This window comes from Azoarcus sp. L1K30, from assembly GCF_018122735.1.
Lineage (GTDB): Bacteria > Pseudomonadota > Gammaproteobacteria > Burkholderiales > Rhodocyclaceae > Parazoarcus.
The window spans coordinates 1,296,847-1,317,461 of sequence record NZ_JAGRRD010000001.1 but is presented as its reverse complement, the minus strand read 5'-3'; the positions used below and the strand labels follow the sequence as shown (position 1 = coordinate 1,317,461).

Below are 20,615 nucleotides of genomic sequence, written 5' to 3'. Positions count from 1 at the left end.
ACGAACTCGGGGTGAATACCATCCGTGTGGCCACCCACTGCACCGAGGCCGACGTCTCCGAGCAGCACATCGGCATGGCGCGCAAGCTCGGCATGGACACCGTGGGCTTTCTGATGATGGCGCACATGAACAGCCCCGAAGGGCTGGTGAAGCAGGCCAAGCTGATGGAAGGCTATGGCGCCAACTGCATCTACATCACCGACTCGGCCGGTCACCTGTTGCCCGACACGGTGAAGGCGCGCCTGAGCGCGGTGCGCGAGGCACTGAAGCCCGAGACCGAGCTCGGCTTTCACGGCCACCACAACCTCGCCATGGGCGTGGCCAACTCCATCGCCGCCATCGAAGTCGGGGCCACCCGCATCGATGCCGCCGCAGCCGGGCTGGGCGCGGGGGCGGGCAACACGCCGATGGAAGTGCTGATCGCGGTGTGCGAGCTGATGGGCATCGAGACCGGGGTGGATGTGTTCCGGATCCAGGACGTGGCCGAAGACCTGGTGGTGCCGATCATGGACTTCCCGATCCGCATCGACCGCGACGCACTGACGCTGGGCTATGCCGGGGTGTATGGCTCCTTCCTGCTGTTCGCCAAGCGTGCGGAGCAGAAATACGGCGTGTCGGCGCGCGACATCCTGGTCGAGATGGGCCGGCGCGGCATGGTCGGCGGGCAGGAAGACATGATCGAGGATACGGCGATGAATCTGGCGCGGGCGAAGGCGGCAAAGACGGGAGTGGCAGCATGAAACTCGACAAGGCAACAATCGAACAACTGGCGATCCGGCTCGAGACCTGCGAGCTCGAAGCCGTGGATACGACCAAGATCACCGACGATTACCCGGACATGGACTGGGATGACGCCTACGCCATCCAGGACGAAATCAAGCGTCGCAAGATCGCGCGCGGCGCACGCATCGTCGGGCTCAAGGCGGGCCTGACCTCGCACGCCAAGATGAAGCAGATGGGCGTGGAAACGCCGGTGTTCGGCTTTCTGGCCGACTACTTCAGCGTGCCTGAAGGGGGCGAAATCGATACCGGGAAGCTCATCCATCCGAAGGTGGAGCCGGAAATCGCCTTCGTCACCAAGGCGCCGCTCAAGGGGCCCGGCTGCCACATCGGTGCAGTGCTCGCCGCCACCGATTTCGTCATTCCCGCCATCGAGATCATCGACAGCCGTTACCGCGACTTCAAGTTCGACCTGAAGAGCGTGGTGGCCGACAACTGCTCGTCGAGCCGTTTCGTGGTCGGCGGCAGGATGGGCAATGTGGCCGAACTCGATCTGCGCACCACCGGCATCGTGCTGGAGAAGAACGGTGAGCCGGTTGCGTTCGGTGCCGGTGCGGCGGTGCTCGGTCACCCCGCCGCGGCCATCGCCATGCTGGCCAACATGCTGGGTGAGAAGGGCGAGGAGATTCCCGCAGGTACGCTGATTCTGTCCGGTGGCATCACCGAGGCGGTTGCGGTGAAGGCGGGTGATTCGATCTCCCTGCGGGTGCAGGACCTGGGCTCGGTATCGGTCCGTTTCGGATAAGGGAGAAGAACATGCCATTTGCACAGATCTACATGATCGAGGGCCGCACCGAAGATCAGAAGCGTGCCGTCATCGAGAAGGTGACCGACGCGCTCGTCGAAGCGGTTGGCGCGCCGCGGGAAACGGTGCGCGTGTGGATTCATGACGTACCCAAGACCAACTGGGGCATCGCCGGCACCTCGGCAAAGGACCTCGGCCGCTAGACACACCGCGCGGCGCGGGTTCGCCGCTCAATAGAAAAAAATGACAAACGCTGCTTTGGACACAAACGCAGCGCGGGCCGCTTCGCGCCCGGAAATCGGAGGAGACCGTGATCAGAACAATCAACAAAGCGCGGCTGGGCGTCTGTGTGATGCTTGCCGGCGCGAGTGTGTTGGGTTGCACCGCTGCGCCCGACATGGCCGCGGTGGATGCCCAGCGCGCCAAGCCCGTACAACGCTTCGATACGGTGCAGGCGCTGGCCGCCAACGAACAGACCGTCGTTGCCAGCTCACAGGCCGGCGCAGTGCTGGTGTCGTCCGACCACGGCACCACCTGGCGCCGGGAAGCGCTGGGACCGGCATCGCTGATCGGGCTCACGGTCTGCCCCGACGGCAGCTTCCTGGGGATCGATTTCTATCGCAAGGTGTGGACCGCCGCGCCCGACGGCAGCAACTGGACGTCGGCAAGCTTCGACAAACCACGGGTGCCGCTGACCGTTGCCTGCGATCCGCAAGGCGGATGGTGGGTGGGCGGAACGCGCTCGATCATCGCCCATAGCCGGGACCGCGGCGCGAACTGGACGGTCAGCGACATGGGCGAGGATTACCAGATCACCACGCTGCAGTTCATCGATGCGAGCCATGCGGTGGCGACCGGCGAGTTCGGCATGGTGCTGGTGTCTGCCGATGCCGGCGCGAGCTGGGCGGCGGCCGCCCCAATGCCGGACGAGTTCTATCCGTATGCAACGCTCTTCGTCAGCGCCAGCGAGGGCTATGTCAGCGGGATCGCGGGCCAGATGCTGCGCACACTCGATGGCGGGCAGCACTGGGCGCGACTGGAAAATGCTGCCGGGGTGCCGGTCTATCGCCTGTTCATGCATGAAGGTGTGCCCTACGGCGTCGGCGCCGAGGGCACGGTGCTGCGGCTGGAGGGCGATGTCTGGCGCGCCGTGGCCTATCCCGACCCCCTTCCGGTGTTCTTCGCGGCAGGGGCCTCCCTGCCTGGTCAATCCGCCATCCTCGCAGGTGGCCCGGGCGGGCTGCTGCGAGTGATCGGCACGCGCACCGCAAGCGGTTCCTGAGGCGGCAATCATGGTCAGCACATTCAGACATTCCATTACGCATACCCTGCATCGCGGCGAGGAGTGGATCTTCGCCAACCCCAAGATCATTCTGTCGATGATCCTGGCGGTCACGGTGTTCTTTGGCATGGCGCTGCCCCGGCTCCAGGTCTATTCGGACTTTTCCGACCTGTTGCCGCAGAGCCATCCCTACATCAAGGTTTACAACCGCCTGAAGGAGAATTTCGGCGGTGCCAACATGATCGTGATGGCGGTCGAAGTCGAGCAGGGCACGATCTTCAACGACAAGACGCTCGCACTGATCCATGACGCGACCCAGGGCATGGACAGCCTGCCCAGCGTCAACCACAACCTGGTATCGAGCCTGACCCACCGCACCGCACGCAAGATTTATCTGGACGAGCAGGGTGGTTTCGCCTCGCAGGCCTACTATGACCCGCAGAAGACGCATCGATCGGTTGCCGAACTCGAGCAACTCAAGCGCGATGTCATCGCCAACCCGACGCTGTACGGCCTGCTGGTGTCGCCAGACCTCAAGGCGGCGCTGATCAAGGTGCAGCTGAACGAGAGCGGCATCGACTACAAGGCCACCTTCGATGCGTTGATGAAGGTGCGCGACAGCCTCTCGGTTCCGGGGCACCACATCTACGTCACCGGCAATCCGGTGCTGACCGGCTGGGTCTACACCTACGTCAATCAGATCGTCGAGATCCTGGCGTGGACGCTGCTGCTGCTGGCGACCTTGCTGATCGTCTACTTCCGCCGCTTCTACGGCATCGCACTGCCGCTGCTCGGCATTGCGCTGTCGTCGATCTGGGGCCTGGGTTTCATGGCGATGGTCGGCATCAACCTCGAGCCCCTGTCGCTGCCGATTCCCTTCCTGATAGCCGCTCGCGCCACCTCCCACGGCGTTCAGCTCGTGGTGCGCTACTACGAGGAGCTGGCGGTGGTGAAGAACGGCAAGAAGGCGGCGCGGAACGCACTCGACGCGCTGTTCCGTCCCGGTTCGCTGGCCATCATCGTCGATGCCATCGGTATCGCCGTGCTGGTGCTCGGGGCGGCGCCCTTCAATCACAAGCTCGGTATCGCGGCGGGGTTCTGGGGCTTCTCGGTCATCTTCACCGTGCATTTCATGGTGCCGCTGGCGCTGACGGTGTTGCCGCAGCCGCGCACCACGGTGAACGCGAATGAGGGGGTGCGCAATTTCCTCGGCGCGGCCATGGCGCGCACCGGCGGTACCGACGGCGGCGCGCGCTCGATCCTGATCCTCACGCTGATCGGCGCCATCGGCGCGGTGTATTTCGTGTCCAAGGTACAGCTCGGCGAATCCGAGCCGGGCTCGCCACTGCTGCATCGGGATCACGACTACAACCTGTCCACTGCCGCGATCAATCACCGCTTTCCCGGTTCGGAGGAGCTGCACGTCGTCGCGCGTACCGATGAGCCGGGCGGCATCAAGCGTCCGGAAGTCATGGCGGCGATCGAGCGCTTTCAGGCGCACATGATGTCCGACCCCACTCTGGGCGGCACCAAGGCCCTGCCCGGGGTGGTGCGGGTGGTGAACAAACTCACCCACAACGACGATCCGCGCTGGATGCAGATTCCGGATACGGCCGACGAGGTGGGCGGGCTGATGTTCGCCTATCTCGCCTCCAGCCCGATCCCGGGCGCGCTGAAGGAATTCATCTCCTCGACCGAGGACGAGGCCGACATGGTCTTCTATTACAAGGACCATCAAGCGGCGACCATCAACCGCGTCGTGGCGCTGGCCGAAGAGGGGATCCGCACGATCGAGGCCGAAGTGCCGGGCCTGCATATCGAACTGGGCGGCGGCATCGTCGGCGTGACCGCGGCCGGCAACCAGGCCCTGCATACCGACCACATGATCATCATCCCGGCAGTCATGATCCTCGCCTTCCTGCTGGTGATGGTCTATTACAGCTCGCTGCACGCAGGCTGGCTGATGGTGCTGCCCATGCTGTTCTCCACGCTGATGACCTACGCCTACATGGGCGCGGCGAACATCGGCATCAACGTCAATACGGTGCCGGTGATCGCCGTCGGGGTGGGCGTCGGCATCGACTACGCGGTGTATTTCATGGACCGCATCCGTGAGGAGTACGCCCGTCTGCACGACATCAAGCGGGCGGTCATCACCGCGGTGGCCACCACCGGTTACGCGGTGTCCTTCACCGCCATCACGCTCATCGCCGGCGTGGTGATGTGGATCTTCATGTCGGATCTGCGCTTCCAGTCGGACGCGGCCGTGCTGCTGTCTTTCATGCTGATCGTCAATGCCATCGCAGCGGTGCTCATCGTGCCGAGTTGGTGCGTGGTGTTCAAGCCCAGGTTCGTCACCGCCGCGCATTACGACGAGGACGGCGTACTCGAAGTGGATGAAGTGCAACCGGCGGCAGCCCTGCTCAAGGTTGCATGAGGGGAGGTCGGGTGGGCAGACCACCCGCGATTTTCATAACAAGCGAGGAGACAAGGATGACAAAGCTGAAAGCGGCGGGAAAGCCGCTGCTCAAGTCGTGCATGATGGCCCTCGGGGCGGCGTTTGCCGCCTCGTCGGGGGCGGCCGGGCTGCCTGAACTGGGGAGCGACACGACGCCGTGGACGGCGGACGTGTACTACGAGAACCACACCGCATTCCGTGGCAAGGACGCCACCGGCAAGACCGTGGGGCTGTCGAAGTTCCGCAATACCGTGCAGGTCGAGGCCGACAAGGGCCTGTCGGACGGGTGGAAATTCCACGGTGTACTGCGGGGCTCGTGGGATGGCGTCTACCGGATGAACAAGGGCCAATTCGGCGAAGACGCCGGCGGCCCGATCATGCTGCAGTCGACAACGCCCGGTGGCTACATCTACACGCCCCATGGCGCAGGCCCGGTGACCAAGGACGTGGTCGATGGGCTCGGGCTCACCGGAAACGTGTTCACCAACGGCTATCCCGACAGTCCGAACGACGGTTTGCGCGTGCTGGGAGACCGCGTTCACAGCATCGGTGGCGGGGTCGCCTTCGGTGTGCCGGTCAGGCCTTGCGACACGGACGGGCGGGGGTGTGTCGATCTCGGCGGCTATGGCGACAAGAACCTGTCCGAGCTCGAGTTCTCCGAGTTCAACGATCGGCTCGACTTCATTCGCGAAGCCTACGTCAGAAAGAACGTGCCGCTCGCCGATGGCAAGAGCATGTTCCTCAAGATCGGCAAACAGCAGGTGGTGTGGGGGCGCACCGACCTGTTCCGCGTGCTCGACGTGATCAACCCGGTCGATTTCTCGCGCAACAACATCTACGACGAGCTGCAGGATATCCGTATCCCGATGTGGATCGCACAGGCCGAGTACCGCATGGGGCCGAGCGAGTCCATGCAGGACCGCAACCTGCAGGTGGTGTGGAACTTCGACAAGTTCCGCCCCAACATACTCGGACAATGCGGCTCGCCCAATGTCATCCTCGACGCAGGCTGCTTCTTCCGCGGCATGAAGACGCTGTGGGACTACGGTGGCACGGTGGCCAACTTTGCCAACGTCGGACCGGACACGCTGCTGGCGACCAACTTCGGCCCCGGGCAGATCGGCCTGGCCAATGTGCATCTTCCCGAATGGAGCCTGGAAAACACCCAGCTTGGCGTCAAGTACGAGGGGGTGACGATGGGCGGGCTGGCGTTCTCGCTCAATGCCTTGCACTACCGCTCGCAGCTGCCCTCGCTGCACGGTGGCAAGCGTGCGACCAATGCCTTCATCAACGAGTACCGCGATGCCTGGCCCTATCTGATCTCGTTCGACATGTACTTCCCGCGGGTCAACCTGCTGGGCGGGTCCGTCGATTTCGAGTCCGAGGCGTTGGGTGCGGCGATCCGCATGGAAGGCGCGATGACCTGGGGCGAGGAGTTCGCCAATACCAACCGGCCCGAACTGTACTCGCGCAACCGCGTGTTCCGCGGCGTGGTCGGCATCGACCGTCCGACCTTCATCCCCTTCATCAACCCGCACCGCACCACCCTGATCTCGGGGCAGTTGTTCTGGCAGCATATCTTCGATCACGAACTCGAGGACGGGCCGCTGGGCAAGGTCGGCATTCCCGATTTCAAGGACAACTTCATCGCGACGCTGTTGATCAAGGGTTTCATGATGAACGACCGGGTGAGTCCGCAGCTGATCATCGCACGCGACTTCCGTGCGCGTTCGCACACCATCGCACCGGCGGTGGAGTGGAGCATGTCCGACGATCTGAAGGTGACTTTCGGCGCCAACTTCAAGGGCGGCAAGGGCGCGAATACCTTTGACGATTGCCGTGCCTGCAATCCGTGGGCGCCCTTCACCAGCGGTCCCGACATCCCGGGCGATCCGATGCAGGCCTATTCGCGTGGTCTGTCCGGCTTCGAGCCGCTGGGCCGCTTCCGCGCCGGGCCGATCGGTTCGGCGGTCAATGAAGACGAGATCTTCGTCTCGCTGCGGTACAAGTTCTGATAACGGAGACAAACAGCATGATCAGGAAACTCACCCTCGCGCTTGCGCTCGCCGGCACCTTCGGGTTCGCCCACGCCGCGACCGAAGCGGACGTCGACGCCTCGTTCAATCCCTACAAGATCGGCTTTCCCAGCGCACCCGGCCTGACGCCGGGCATGGTGCTCACCAAGGCCAACGTGGACTCGTTCAAGGAGGTGCTCGCGGTCGGCACCTACAAGATGATCAAGGATGGATATTACGAGCTCAAGGTCGGGGCGACGACCCAGTTCGAGATGAACAAGGCCTATGTCGAGGCGACCAAGAAAAACCTCAACACCGCGAAGCTCGGCCCCAACAACGGCGACATCACCGGCTTCGTCGCCGGTCGTCCCTTCCCCGAGGAACCCGACGCCAAGGATCCGCGCGCAGGCGAAAAGCTGGCGTGGAACTACAAGTACGGGGTGAACTGGGGTGACAACGCGGCGATCTACCCCTTCTTCTGGAAGTACCGCAACATGGAAAGCGGCCAGCTCGAGCGCACCATCAAGATGAACTTCCACTTCCTCAACTTCAAGCACCGGGTGCAGGATGCGCCGGTGCCCGAGGTGACGCCCAACCCGTCCGACCTGTTCCGTGCGATCTACGTCAAGGTGCTCGAGCCGCAGGATCTGAAGAACACCCAGCTCCTGATCCAGCGCTATGACGACGACCAGAAGCTCGACGACGCCTACCTCTACCTCGGTTTCCAGCGCCGGGTGCGTCGTCTGGCGACGGGTCAGACCACCGATGCCTTCCTCGGCTCGGACCTGATGATCGAGGACTTCGAGGGCTACAACGGGCGTGTCTCGGACATGAAGTGGGCCTACAAGGGCACGAAGAACGTGCTGCTGCCGATGTGGAACCACAATGATCTGAAGCTGACCGACGAGTTCGGTGACAGTGATGGCTACAAGTACGTCAGCTTCGGCGGCAAGGGCGAGTGCTTCTTCGACGGCAGCTGGCAGTTGCGCAAGGTGTACGTGGTCGAGGCCACGCCGGTCAATGCCAATCATCCGGTGTCGAAGCGCGTGTTCTACATGGATGCGCAGCTCGGCAACCTGAATGGCGCGGTGGAAATCTACGACCGCAAGGGCGAGCTGTGGAAGGTGTGGACGGTTGGCAAGAGCCATCCGGACCATCATCTGCCGGTCAACAAGGGCTCGGGTATTGGTATCGACGATGCCTTCTCGATGGTGGACGTGCAGAGCAAGCACTGCACCACCGGCCAGTTCAAGGGGCAAGTGGACGCCAAGCTGAATCCGGCGTCGATGTTCCAGGTGCAGTACATGCGCGGCGGCGACTGAGCATCAACGCAAACGGCCCCGTCCCCAAGCGGGGGCGGGGCCGTATTATTAATCCGGCAATCAATTTGATGACGAAAGGTGGAGTTCAGCACGGTCGCTCCCTGCCCTTGCATTTTCGGGGAAAGGGACCTGCTGATCGGGTTCGAAGGGGCTCCTCCCCCTTCAAGGGGGACGTTGGGAGGGGGATGGGTCTTGTTGGCATTACTTGAAACCCATCCCCACCCCAGCCCGGTAGCCAACGCAGAGACGCGCTGTCGTTCGAGCGGCAGCGAGCGATGCTCGCTGAAACCCCGCTCTCACCCCCGTGAAGGGGAGGGAGCAGACGGGGTCCCGCCGAACCTCATTTGCAGGTTTCTTCCCCTTCAAGGGGAAGGACAGGATGGGGATGGGTTCGGTCGGCCGTTGAAGCCCATCCCCATCCCAACCGGTCGTCTCAGCAATGCCTCGCGGCTACGCCGGCAGCGAGCAGTGCTCGCCGAAACCCCGGCTACCCCCTTGAAGAGGGAGGAATTACGTGCCGACAATGACTTCATCTGTTTCATTGCCGGGTCAATATATTGCCGCGCGCGAATGCCGCTTCGCGCGGCGAGGCAGCGTTCAGATCGCGACGCCCTTTTCGTCGAACATGCCGTCGAACAGGACCGAGCTCAGGTAACGCTCGCCCGAATCCGGCAGCACAACGACAATGGTCTTGCCGGCATGCTGGGGATCGCGCGCGTAGCGAACGGCAGCGGCAAGGGCCGCGCCGCAGGAGATGCCGCTCAGAATGCCTTCCTCCTGGGCGAGCCGGCGAGCATACTCGACGGCCTCTTCATTGCTGACGGTCTCGACTGCGTCGATGAGCGACATGTCGAGCACATCCGGAATGAATCCGGCACCGATGCCCTGGATCTTGTGCGGTCCCGGTTGCAATGCGTCGCCCGCGCGTTTCTGCGTGATCACCGGGCTGGCCGCGGGCTCTACCGCGACCGTGAGGATGGACTTGCCGCGGTTGCGTTTGATGAAGCGCGATACGCCGGTGATGGTGCCGCCGGTGCCGACGCCGGAGACGAAGATGTCGACGGCGCCGTCGGTATCGTTCCAGATCTCGGGGCCGGTCGTCGCCTCGTGAATGGCCGGATTGGCCGGGTTCTTGAACTGCTGCAGCAGGACATAACGATTCGGGTCCGAGGCTGCGATCTCTTCGGCCTTTGCAATCGCGCCTGCCATGCCGCGCGCGCCTTCGGTCAGCACCAGCTTGGCGCCATAGGCGACCAGCAGCTTGCGGCGCTCGATGCTCATCGTCTCCGGCATCGTCAGCGTCAGCGGAATGCCGCGCGCCGCGGCGACGAAAGCGAGCGCGATGCCGGTGTTGCCGCTGGTCGGCTCCACCAGTTCCTTGCCCGGACCCAGCAGGCCACGACGCTCGGCGTCCTCGACCATGGCTGCGCCGATGCGGCACTTCACGGAATAAGCCGGATTGCGGCCTTCGATCTTCGCCAGTACGGTGGCCGACGCGCCATCGATGACACGGTTCAGCCGCACCAGCGGGGTGCGGCCAATCGACTTCGAATTGTCGGAATACCAGTTCGACATGCTCTCGACTCCAGTTCTCGGTTTCAGGTTGTTGCGCGATTCCCGCCTGCGAGCGAGGACACGCCATGTTCGGATTCAGCGGGCAGCCGCAAAGGGCCGTCAGGCATAGAGTAGCCAATCCTGCAGGTATAACGAAGCAAGAAAAACGAATATCGGTCCGTATCGCGCGATGAACTAAGCTTTCGCTTACACACTCCGAGTATTGAAGCAGACGGGTTTTTTCCGAATCGTTGCGTCGATCGGGAGGAAACTGCATGAAGCGCATGATGTCGTGGATCGGGTGCCTGGGGCTGGTGCTTGTCGTACTGACGATGGCGTGGCCGGGCACACTCGCGCATTCGGCGCCTGCTGGCGGCAGCGTGGTCGTTCTTCGAATCGATGGCGTGATCGGACCGGCGACGGCAGACTATTTCCATGCCGGTCTGGCCCGCGCAGTCGACAACGAGGCGGCGCTGGTGGTGCTCGAGATGGATACGCCCGGCGGGCTCGACACCGCGATGCGGGCCATCATCAAGGACATCCTCGCGTCGCCGCTTCCAGTGGTGACTTTCGTGTCGCCGGAAGGCGCGCGGGCCGCCAGCGCAGGCACTTACATTCTCTATGCCAGCCACGTTGCGGCGATGGCGCCCGCGACCAATCTCGGGGCGGCAACGCCGGTTGCGATCGGGTTCGGCGGGGCCAAGCCGGACGCCGGGCGGCCCGCGCCGAAACGCGCCAACGCAAGCGGCGAGCAAGCCGATGCTCCATCCGAAGACGGGGCCGAAGCCGAGCCGGCGATGCCCGCCGATGCCATGGCGGCCAAGTCGGTGTCCGATGCGAGCGCCTATATCCGCAGCCTTGCCCAGTTGCGTGGACGCGATCTTGCCTTCGCCGAGCGTGCCGTGCGCGAGGCCGCCAGCTTGAGTGCGGAGGATGCGCTTGCAAACGGCGTGATCGAGATCATTGCCCCCGACCTGTCCGAACTGCTGGCCAGGCTCGATGGGCGCAAGGTGGAGATGCACGGCCGCACGGTCGAGCTCGCGACGGCGAAGGCCGTCGTCGAACGTCATGAGGCGGACTGGCGCAATCGCATTCTCGCGCTCCTCACCAATCCGCAGGTCGCGCTCATCCTGATGATGATCGGCATATACGGATTGTTCTTCGAATTCACTTCGCCCGGCTTCGGCGTACCCGGCGTCGCCGGTGCGATCTCGCTGATGATCGCGCTCTATGCGTTTCACCTGTTGCCGGTGAACTGGGCGGGCGTATTGCTGGTGGCGGTGGGGGCCGGGCTGATGCTGGCGGAGGCCTTCCTGCCGAGTTTTGGCGTTCTGGGTGTCGGCGGCATCATCGCGTTTGTGGTCGGGGGCCTGTTCCTGATGGATTCCGAGGCGCCCGGCTTCGGCGTGCCGATCGCGCTGATCGTGGGCCTCGCGCTTGCCAGTGCGGCGGTGCTGCTGGCCATCGGCGGGTTCGCTTCGCGCAGTTTCAAAAGGCCGGTGGTCAGCGGTCGCGAGGAAATGCCCGGCGCATCAGGTGTCGTGCTGGGCGAAGCCGAAGGCGGCGGCTGGTGGGTGAGGGTGCATGGCGAGACGTGGCGCGCGCGCTCCTCGGCTGCACTTGCCCCCGGCGCGGCCGTCCGTGTCGATCGACTCGACGGCCTGACCGTCACGGTTTCACCCGCAAGCGATGCATCCATTCCGGGGAGTACTTCATGATGATCGATCTGCAACTGGGCTTTGCCCCATTCATTCTCTTGCTCATCTTCCTGGTCGTCGCCTCGATCAAGATCCTGCGTGAGTACGAGCGCGGCGTGATCTTCATGCTGGGGCGGTTCTGGAAGGTGAAGGGGCCGGGGCTGGTGATCGTGATTCCGGGCATCCAGCAGATCGTCAAGGTCGACCTGCGCGTGGTGACGATGGATGTGCCGTCGCAGGACGTGATCTCGCGCGACAATGTCTCGGTCAAGGTCAATGCGATCGTCTTCTTCCGCGTGGTCGATGCCGAGAAGGCCATCATCCAGGTCGAGAACTTCCTCATGGCCACCAGTCAGCTGGCGCAGACGACGCTGCGCGCGGTGCTGGGCAAGCACGAGCTCGATGAAATGTTGGCCGAACGCGAACGCCTCAACCTCGACGTGCAGCAGATCCTCGATGCGCAGACCGACTCGTGGGGCATCAAGGTCACCAACGTCGAGATCAAGCACATCGACCTCAACGAGAACATGATCCGGGCCATCGCGCGTCAGGCCGAGGCCGAACGTGAGCGGCGTGCCAAGGTGATTCATGCCGAAGGCGAACGGCAGGCTGCCGAAGCCCTGAAGGACGCTGCCGAAATGCTCTCGCGCGAGCCGGCGGCGATGCAGCTGCGCTATCTGCAGACGCTGACGCAGGTTGCCGGCGACAAGAGTTCGACGCTGGTGTTTCCGGTTCCGGTCGACCTGATCGGCAAGCTGTTCAACGTGAAGGACGGCAAGGGCGCTGCGGGCGATTAAGCCGCAAGCGAGGCCGACGGTGCCGGTGCGCCGGCTTCAGCCTGCTTTCCAGCCGGCGCGACAGGTGTCGTGAAGGTAGGCGAGCACGTGGTCCTGGTCCTCGTTGTCGAGGTTCAGGCGCGCTTCGTCCGCCAGATCGTCCTGCCACAGCCGGCGGATGTCGGCCTGATACTCGAAGGGCGTCAGGTTCTCGATGAAATCGGTGACCGCCTTGTCGTCGAATCCGGACGTGGTGAAATTGCGCCAGATCTGCACCGCGTCCTTCTTGCGCAAGCTTGGCGTGGGTTCAAGGCCGGTCGCGACCATCAGCAGCACGGTGCATTGCACGTCGGTATGCTCACCCTTGCCACCGGTGATTTTGCGCCAGGTCTTTTCCCGCGCCTTGTCGTGGTGGGTCAGTTCGTCGATGTCGGCGGCATCGAAGAAGAACAGCCCCGAAAAGCGTTCCTGCTCCCTGAGCATGTCGACCGCCTCATGTTTCCGGATGAGGGGCAGAACCTGCTCGGTGAAACGCTGACAGGCTTGATCGAGCTGGCGTCGCATGGCCGGCGTGATCTCCGCGCGCCAGTCCTCGAGCAGTGAGAAGTCATGCTTGCGTTTCTTGCATGCGGCCGCATGCAACTTGCGGAATCGCTCCGCGCTGAACAGCCCCTTGGGCTTTTTCTCGGCGAAGAGCACGAGCAGCACGCTGTTGATGATCGAATCGCAGGGGACATGCGCGGATTGCAGGTGATCGCGGTCGAGGCCGAATTTCCCGCCGAGCCAGTAGCTCAGTTCGTGAAGTGCCTGCCTGTTCTCGCGCGAACGGCGCTCTGCCAGATAGCGCGCGAAGCTGATGGGTTCGTCAAAGGTCCATCGCGCCAGCGCTGCCTTTTCCGCCTCGGCGCTATGGCTCGGCGGTTCGAGGATATCGTGCTCGGGGAGCTTCATCAGTGCCCGCAGACGGTCGGCGCCTGATTTCGACAAGGTGAGCAGGCTCTTGGTGGCGAGCGCACTGACCGCGGTCTCCGGCCTGCCGCCGGCGTCGGCTTCAAGCGCCAGGCTGACCAGCGTGACCAGCCGCAGCCGGGCCGCTTCGAGCTCGGGGCGCAGGTTGGCGGTGCCGAAGAAGGCGGCCAGTTGCACGATTGCCTTGGCGCCTTCACGTTTGAGCGTGTCGACGCGTGCGTCGCCGATCAGTCCTGTATCCAGGCCGTGCGCGAGCACCCGTTCGAAGAACGGACGGTTGTCGATACGGGCGAGGGCGGACTCACCGGGCATGCTGTCTGATACGGAAAGCGGCATGGGCTGTGCGCGGCTCCAATCGGGTTAAATGGCCGATTCTTCGTCGTCCGACAGCTTGGGCACGCCGGGCTCCGCCGATTCCGCCGGGAGCGGTGCGTGCTCGGCTTCTGCGGCACGGCGCATGCGGTCCTTGATCTCGATCACCAGCAACTCGAAGGTGTCCTCGAACTCGTGGCGCAGGACCCAGGCCGTCTCCATCCAGTCGCTGTCGGCCACCTCGGAGCGCGACATGCGCACCCGCGACATCTCGATCGCGTCGCCGATCTCCAGGCCTTCATCGAGTTCGTCGCGCTGTTCCGCATCCCAGGTCGACACGCGTTTGGGTGCGAGCGCTTTCTCGAGGTCGACCTCGTACTCGAATACGCCGTGATAGGCGAGGTTCTGGATGTTCTCGTAGTAGTCGGTGAAATAGTCGGCAAGCAGGCGCACGCCCTCGTCGTGCTCGGCGAGACACTCGAGCACCTCGGCACAGGTGGCGGCGGAGCGGTGCATGACCGCGTTCATCGTATTGCGCAGGCGCGGAACGTATTTCTCGATCGGTTCGCCGTACTTGCGCTCGAGCATGATCGCGGCGACGAACTGCTCGGGCGTGACGACGAGGTTGATGATCGACTCGCGGCTTGCGTCGAACTCGCGCATGACCGCGAGCACGTCCTTGGGTGCCATTTCGTCGAGCACGGCAACCAGGGCGTGATCACCCTCTTCTTCGGCGATGGACACCAGCCGGGATTCGGCCTCGGAGATCTCGCCGACCAGGATCAGGGCCTGGGTTTCCTTGATGACGGGATGGGTCATGGCGAACCTCGCTCAACGATCGACGGCATCGAAGCCCTGGTCCGACATCCAGTCTGCGCCGGCGTCGCCAAGGTCTTCAGTGTCATCGTCGTCTTCTTCGTCGCTTGCCGTCGCCGCCTGGGGACGGCGGATGTCCTCGGTCTGCATCCAGTCGAGCACGGCACTGGTGACGAGAAAGGCGTCGCCGTCGTCTTCTTCCAGGCACATCTCGACCAGTGGCAGGGCCCAGGGCGCGATCGACAAGGTCTTGGCGACCTCCTTCCAGCGCGGAAAATTGCCCAGCCCCGGAATGCCCTCGGCTGCGCGGGTGAGCAGCTTGCGGTCGTTGAAGCCGAAAGCACCGTGAAAGGCCGGCGCAACCATTTCCGGCGCCTCTTCCAGCATCGGCATCAGCGCCTTGAACGCCTGACGCTTTTCGCGCAGTCGCTTGTTGAGCACATCCTTGCCCTCGGAGTCCGAGCGCAGATCGTCGAGTTCGCTGCCGTAGCGCTCGGAAAGGTCTTCAAAATAGGGAGAGGTCATGAAGTCAGTGTGTTCAGGTAGGTGGTCCACAGCGAGGTCGCTTCCACCAGTGGATCGTCAATCAGGTTGCGGCGACGGACGACATCGTAGTCACGACGCCTTGTCTCATCGGAAAGCAGTTCGTAGGCGGCCTGAATCTCCCGAAAGCGGGCGGCCGCGTCGGGTGAAGGGTTCTTGTCGGGGTGGTACAGCCGTGCGGCCTTCCGGTAGGCCGTCTTGATGACGTCCACTGTGGCAGTGGGCGATACACCAAGGGTGTCGTAGGGGTCTCTCATTGAGAACGGTGATGGGTCCGAGGCAGCTGATATTTTCCAATTATAACAAACAAGTACATTGTCGACGCCACTATGCGGCGGTTTGCCCGCCGTATGCGTCCGTGCGCCTGCTCACGGCAGGGATGGGTACCAGCTGTGTGCCTTGCGGTCAGACGGACGGGGTGCGTCAAGTTCTCGACGCGCGACTGGTCGGTTGCCGATGGAAGCCAACCCTCCGCAGTGGATGCGTGCGAAGGACGCGCCGAAGGGAGTGCGCGCGCCGGGGGTGCCCCGGGTGCACCTCAATCCGTATCTTTCTGTCCGGTCACGCCAAACATCACCAGTATGCTCTCGAATGCGCGAGCACTCGCCTGCGGGTCGTATCGATCGAAGATCTTCTGCTGTTCTGCCTGCTGGGCGGGCGGCATCGCAGCCAGGATCGACTGGCGTTCGCCGGCGATGTCCCGATGCATCTGGTCGGTGACGAAAACGAAGCGGATCGGTTGAAAAAGGCCGTCCGCACGAGGGGTGTGAAAGCGCGGATTGGCAGGCAGAATGTTCTCGGTGACGTGGCTCTTCATGGCGCCTTGTGGTGTGTCGATTGTCTCTTCAGCCTTTTATCAAGACGGAAAGTGTTCCGTCTTGATGCAGGTCATCTCCCGGCGCAATTCTATGTCCTCGGGAGTTGCGAACCAAGCTCCGCTTGATTGCAGAACGATCGACAGGGGCTGCCATGCAGGGCCTCGAGTGTGCTGGAGCCTTGCTGATGGCGGGGTGGCGCGCGCGGTTTGAGCATGCTGCGTCGTGCATCGCGCGTCACCCGGGGGCAATGTCCATCGAGACACCCGGCTGCCGGCCGGGTGTCTCTGTCGTGAGCGTGGAATCAGCGCGCGGCGAGGACGGGGCCGCTTTCCGTTCGGGCCTCATTCTGTGCATGGATCATCTGTCTGAGCAGGCGACGCACCCGCACCGGGCCCATGTCGCTGCTGATCAGGACCGGGTTCAGGCTGAAGAAGTCCGACGTGCCCATGGTCTTGTGTACCGCGTCGAGAATGGGGCCGTCCTCATCCACGAAGGCCTGGTGCATGCCGCGGATCTTGAGCTGGTTGAACGCTGCGTCTTCTTCGTGGTGGTTGCGCCGGGTGGCGAAGAAGTAGTGGGTGCTGTGTTCGGTCTCAGGGGTGCAGGTATGGAGGTCGTACTGGCTGGTGCAGTGATCGTAGTCGAGCGGGGCGGCGTCATCCTGGGTGGCGCCGATGGTGAGCTGGATATGGGTCGGTGCGTTCCAGCTCACCTTGACGAAATGGCGGGCCGCAACGCCCGGTTGGGGCAGGAAGTCGTTGAAGATCATGATCGGCGGGGTCTGCTGCCACTGCCAGCGCACGGCCACGCCGCCGTTCTCTTCCTGCAGTTTCGGCACCTGGGGTGAAAGCTGGCCCCGCGTGGTGATGATCTCGCCATGAAGGTGATCGACGTGGGACAGATCCATGACGTTGTCGGTAATCAGTTCGTAATGGCAGGGCCGCGCCATGTAGGTATGGGCAACGCCGTTCGGGTGGCCGCGGTCGAGCGGACTGTAGTCGGGAAGGGCGGACGAGTCCGCCGGTGCGTCACCCATCCAGATCCACAGGAAACCGTGGCGCTCCATCAGCGGAAAGGTGCGTACCCTGGCCGCAGTCGGAATGCTGCCGTTGCCATGCGGGTTGTGATTGCACTTGCCGCTGCAGTCGAACTTCAGCCCGTGGTAGGCACAGACGACGTCGTCGCCTTCGCGCCGTCCCATCGAAAGCGGCACGAAGCGGTGGGGGCAGCGGTCATGCAGCGCCACGGCCGTGCCGTCGGCCTTGCGGTACATCACGACCGGGGTATCGAGGAGCGTGCGCTTGAAGAGCCCTTCGCCGGGCAGTTCGGTCGACAGCGCGGCCACGTACCACGTGTTCATCAGATACTTGTGCATGTTTGTCTCCATGGTTTTCTCTCTTTTGCGTTGATGAGGCCCGCAGGCCGGTGAAAATGTCTACAGATCGATGACGAGCCGCTCGCCGCGCGCCCGCGAGCAGCACGGTGTAAAGCAGGTGTTGGTGGCCTTTTCGGCGTCGGTCAGGAACATGTCGCGGTGATCGGGCTCGCCTTCCAGTACCGGGGTGACGCAGGTCCCGCAGATGCCCTGTTCGCAGGACAAAGGAATTTCGATGCCGGCAGCGCGCAGCGCTTCGGCGGCGCTCTGGTCGCGGGCGACGCGAATGGTGGACCGGGACTTCGCCAGCACCAGATCGAAGCTGCCGTCGTCGCCGGTATCGATGGTCGGGGCGGCGAAACGCTCGCAATGAATGTTCGCCTCGGCCCAGCCCTGGGTGCGGGCGGTGCCGATGACGTGGTCCATGAAGCCGTTGGGTCCGCACACGTAGAGATGGGTGTCGGCAGACGGTTGGGCCAGCAGGGCGAAGGCGTCAAAGCGTGCGCCGGGCGTCGCATCGTCGAAGTACTGATTCACCTGTGTCGCATAGGGGGCGCACTCGAGGCGTTCGCTGAACGCGGCACGGCGCAGTGTGCGTGCGCAGTAGTGCAGTGTGAAATCCGCGCCGGCGGCATGCAGCGCATCGGCCATGGCAATCACCGGCGTGATGCCGATGCCGCCGGCAAACAGCAGGGAGTGACGGGCGCTGGCTGCCAGCGGAAACAGGTTGCGTGGGGTACTGATGCGGATCAGGTCTCCCTCGGCGATGTCGCGGTGGACGCAGGCGGAGCCACCGCGGCTGGCGGGGTCGAGCAGCACGCCGATCTGGTAGCCCTCGCGCACATCGGTGCTGGCGATGGAATACTGGCGCACCAGTCCGTTGGGCAAGGCCAAATCGATATGCGCGCCGGCCGTGACCGGTGGCAGGGGGGTGTTGCCGATGGGGGCGAGGGTGAGGCCGAGGATGTCCTCGGCGAGCTGGATACGGCGGGCGACGCGGACTTGCAGGCCGGCCGAAGCGGGAGTGTCGGGCATTGTCTCCTCCTGTCGGAGAGTTTGTCTGGATCGAATCGCTCTGACGGCGACGCTTGGCAGACAAATCGCAAGGCTTGTGCCAGGTGACTTGAAGTTCATGCAAGGTGCTGATTACAGGCATGAAAACGAGTATTCCGGCATGGCGCTCGGATGCCTGGCAGTCGGCATGTGGCTGAAATCATGGATGCTTGGCTGGTGCAAATCAGTCAATTGCATGAAATGATGCACATCGATCCGTGACAGGAATTGCGCCATGACCCCATCCCAGCCCCCCGCGTTCGAACTGCGCGCCCATGCGCCGGAAGATGCCGCGCTTGCGCGCCATTTGCGCTTCGAGCCCGACGAAGGTCAGATCCTGCTGTTCGACCAGCGCATGCTGCTCATGCACGGCTATTCGCTGGCCGAGTTGCGTCGCGAGTTGATCGAGCGCCTGGGGCTGGACAAGACCCGCGAGCTGTTTACCCGCCTTGGCTATCAGCAGGGCGTGGAGGATTCGCGCGGCTTGCGTCGGGCGGAGGGCGCCGACATTCCCACCGCCATGTCGTTCGGCCCGCGTTTGCGCGAAGTCGAGGGCTTCGTGCGCAACCAGGCGGTGGACCGCATGCAGTTCGATGCCGAGTCGGGCGCGTTCTGGGGCGACTACTACTGGCAGCACTCGTGGGAGGCAGAGACCCATCGCCGCCAGTTCGGGATCAGCGGCACACCGGCGTGCTGGATGATGGTCGGCTACGCCTGCGGTTACACCACGGCGATGATGGGGCGACCGGTGATCTGGCGCGAGACCGAATGCGTCGCCATGGGCCATGCGCGCTGCCGTGTCGTCGGCCAGCCGATCGAGGAATGCCACGACGCCGACGAGTTGCTGCGTTTCCTGCAGGTGGAGGATTTCGTCACCACGCCGCGGCACCGGGCGACCCGACCAGCTCAGGCCGATATCGCGACGTCAGCCGATAGCGGGCTCCCCGACCTGGTGGGCGCCTCGGCGGGCTTCAACGCGGTCGTCTATCGTCTCCGACGGGTGGCGCAGACCGATGCTACCGTGCTCTTCCTGGGCGAGAGCGGCGTGGGCAAGGAGCGCTTCACCCGGGCGCTGAGGGCCATCGGGCCGCGTGCGGACAAGCCCTTCGTGTCGGTCAACTGCGCGGCGATTCCGCAGGAACTGGTCGAAGCCGAACTGTTCGGGGTCGAAAAGGGCGCCTTCACCGGCGCCTCGGCGGCCAGGGCCGGACGTTTCGAGCGCGCCGACGGCGGCACCCTGTTTCTCGACGAGATCAGTTCCCTGCCGATGCATGCCCAGGGCAAGCTGCTGCGGGTGCTGCAGGAAGGTGAGGTCGAACGCGTGGGCGACTCGCGGGTGCGAAAGGTCGATGTCCGCATCGTGGCCGCGGCCAACTGCGACCTGCGTGCCGAGGTCAGGGCGGGCCGCTTTCGCGAGGACCTGTTCTTCCGCCTCAACGTGTTCCCGATCGAGATCCCGCCGCTGCGCGAGCGGCGCGAGGACATCCCGCTGCTGGTCAACGTGTTCCTGCAACGCTATGCCGAGCGCTTCGGCAAGAGGATCGCCGGGCTGACCCGGCGCGCCAGCGACGCCCTGTGGTCCTATGACTGGCCCGGCAACGTGCGCGAACTGGAGAACATGATCGAACGTGGCGTGATCCTGGCCGACGATGACGCGAACGTGGATGTCCAGCATCTTTTCTCGGGTGGAGAGGTGATGCCCGCAATGCAGTCGGAGGTGCCGGACGCGGGCGCGGCGCAGGACGCATCGATGGCCCTCGCAGCGGGCGAGGCCATGACCACGCTGGACCGTCGGCTGGCGGAGTTGCTAGAGCTCGCCGGATCATTCGAAGGGGTGGAATCGCTGCTGATGGCCCACGCGCTGCGCCAGAGTGGCGGCAATGCGTCGGCGGCGGCACGCCTGCTGGGGCTGGGGCGCGGACAGTTCGAGTATCGGCGCAAGAAGCGACAGGGGCAGCCAGGCTGAACGACAGCGCGTCTCCGGCCTTGAAACCCATCCCCATCCTGTCCGGAGGGCCGGCTTTGCACAGCCGCCCCGCTCTGGCGGCGCGAAGCATTGCTTCACGAAACCCCGCCGCCGCCCCCTTGAAGGGGAGGGGA

General features: G+C 63.9%; 18 protein-coding genes. 10 read left to right on the top strand and 8 right to left on the bottom strand.

Annotation, left to right across the window (positions count from 1 at the left end; all coding sequences use genetic code 11):
• The 7 genes from dmpG to J5J83_RS05845 form a co-directional block, all read left to right on the top strand.
• On the top strand, nucleotides 1-740 hold a 740-nt coding region (dmpG, locus tag J5J83_RS05875), incomplete at its 5' end, for a 4-hydroxy-2-oxovalerate aldolase (RefSeq protein ID WP_212346546.1).
• Nucleotides 737-1,525: a 2-oxo-3-hexenedioate decarboxylase gene (gene dmpH / locus J5J83_RS05870; RefSeq protein WP_212346543.1), complete on the top strand. Its 789-nt coding sequence runs from the start codon at nucleotides 737-739 to the stop codon at nucleotides 1,523-1,525. The genes dmpG and dmpH, both read left to right, overlap by 4 nt.
• 11 nt (nucleotides 1,526-1,536) lie before the next feature.
• Nucleotides 1,537-1,728 carry a 2-hydroxymuconate tautomerase gene (locus tag J5J83_RS05865; RefSeq protein WP_212346542.1) on the top strand — a complete coding sequence of 64 codons (192 nt, stop codon included), beginning with the start codon at nucleotides 1,537-1,539 and terminating at the stop codon, nucleotides 1,726-1,728.
• A gap of 107 nt (nucleotides 1,729-1,835) precedes the next feature.
• Nucleotides 1,836-2,807, top strand: a complete 972-nt coding sequence (locus tag J5J83_RS05860; protein ID WP_349251865.1) for a glycosyl hydrolase — start codon at nucleotides 1,836-1,838, stop codon at nucleotides 2,805-2,807.
• Between the two features lie 10 nt (nucleotides 2,808-2,817).
• On the top strand, nucleotides 2,818-5,244 hold the full coding sequence (locus tag J5J83_RS05855) for an MMPL family transporter (protein ID WP_212346539.1): 2,427 nt from the start codon (nucleotides 2,818-2,820) through the stop codon (nucleotides 5,242-5,244).
• Between the two features lie 56 nt (nucleotides 5,245-5,300).
• Complete coding sequence (locus tag J5J83_RS05850) at nucleotides 5,301-7,280, top strand: DUF1302 family protein (RefSeq protein WP_249115630.1); 1,980 nt, start codon at nucleotides 5,301-5,303, stop codon at nucleotides 7,278-7,280.
• Between the two features lie 17 nt (nucleotides 7,281-7,297).
• Nucleotides 7,298-8,602, top strand: coding sequence for a DUF1329 domain-containing protein (locus tag J5J83_RS05845; RefSeq protein WP_212346536.1), 1,305 nt, complete (start codon nucleotides 7,298-7,300; stop codon nucleotides 8,600-8,602).
• 597 nt (nucleotides 8,603-9,199) lie between these two features.
• Here the strand turns inward: J5J83_RS05845 and cysK are convergent.
• Nucleotides 9,200-10,177, bottom strand: coding sequence for a cysteine synthase A (gene cysK, locus J5J83_RS05840; protein WP_212346533.1), 978 nt, complete (start codon nucleotides 10,175-10,177; stop codon nucleotides 9,200-9,202).
• A gap of 254 nt (nucleotides 10,178-10,431) precedes the next feature.
• Between cysK and J5J83_RS05835 the strand changes: the two genes are divergently transcribed.
• Together J5J83_RS05835 and J5J83_RS05830 are read left to right on the top strand one after the other, a co-directional pair.
• On the top strand, nucleotides 10,432-11,874 hold the full coding sequence (locus tag J5J83_RS05835; RefSeq protein WP_212346530.1) for a nodulation protein NfeD: 1,443 nt from the start codon (nucleotides 10,432-10,434) through the stop codon (nucleotides 11,872-11,874).
• Nucleotides 11,871-12,650, top strand: coding sequence for a slipin family protein (locus J5J83_RS05830; RefSeq protein ID WP_249115629.1), 780 nt, complete (start codon nucleotides 11,871-11,873; stop codon nucleotides 12,648-12,650). The genes J5J83_RS05835 and J5J83_RS05830 overlap by 4 nt, the downstream gene beginning before the upstream one ends.
• A 36-nt stretch (nucleotides 12,651-12,686) precedes the next feature.
• Here J5J83_RS05830 and J5J83_RS05825 read toward each other — a convergent pair whose 3' ends face one another.
• The 7 genes from J5J83_RS05825 to J5J83_RS05795 form a co-directional block, all read right to left on the bottom strand.
• Entirely contained in the window at nucleotides 12,687-13,934 is a 1,248-nt protein-coding gene (locus J5J83_RS05825) for a hypothetical protein (protein WP_212346528.1), read from the bottom strand.
• A 24-nt stretch (nucleotides 13,935-13,958) separates the two neighbouring features.
• Nucleotides 13,959-14,729 (bottom strand): hypothetical protein, encoded by a 771-nt coding sequence (locus tag J5J83_RS05820; protein WP_212346526.1) that lies wholly within the window; start codon nucleotides 14,727-14,729, stop codon nucleotides 13,959-13,961.
• 12 nt (nucleotides 14,730-14,741) lie between these two features.
• Complete coding sequence (locus J5J83_RS05815) at nucleotides 14,742-15,251, bottom strand: hypothetical protein (protein WP_212346524.1); 510 nt, start codon at nucleotides 15,249-15,251, stop codon at nucleotides 14,742-14,744.
• Complete coding sequence (locus J5J83_RS05810) at nucleotides 15,248-15,526, bottom strand: J domain-containing protein (protein ID WP_212346523.1); 279 nt, start codon at nucleotides 15,524-15,526, stop codon at nucleotides 15,248-15,250. The genes J5J83_RS05815 and J5J83_RS05810 overlap by 4 nt, the downstream gene beginning before the upstream one ends.
• 281 nt (nucleotides 15,527-15,807) lie before the next feature.
• Nucleotides 15,808-16,086: a hypothetical protein gene (locus tag J5J83_RS05805; protein ID WP_212346521.1), complete on the bottom strand. Its 279-nt coding sequence runs from the start codon at nucleotides 16,084-16,086 to the stop codon at nucleotides 15,808-15,810.
• Between the two features lie 302 nt (nucleotides 16,087-16,388).
• Nucleotides 16,389-17,462 carry an aromatic ring-hydroxylating dioxygenase subunit alpha gene (locus J5J83_RS05800; RefSeq protein ID WP_212346519.1) on the bottom strand — a complete coding sequence of 358 codons (1,074 nt, stop codon included), beginning with the start codon at nucleotides 17,460-17,462 and terminating at the stop codon, nucleotides 16,389-16,391.
• A 60-nt stretch (nucleotides 17,463-17,522) separates the two neighbouring features.
• The gene (locus tag J5J83_RS05795) at nucleotides 17,523-18,497 is read right to left on the bottom strand and encodes a PDR/VanB family oxidoreductase (RefSeq protein WP_212346517.1); all 975 of its coding nucleotides are present in this window, start codon (nucleotides 18,495-18,497) and stop codon (nucleotides 17,523-17,525) included.
• A 253-nt stretch (nucleotides 18,498-18,750) separates the two neighbouring features.
• Here J5J83_RS05795 and J5J83_RS05790 point away from each other — a divergent pair, with 253 nt between their 5' ends.
• Entirely contained in the window at nucleotides 18,751-20,481 is a 1,731-nt protein-coding gene (locus J5J83_RS05790) for a sigma-54-dependent Fis family transcriptional regulator (RefSeq protein WP_212346515.1), read from the top strand.
• The last annotated feature ends 134 nt before the right edge of the window (nucleotides 20,482-20,615 follow it).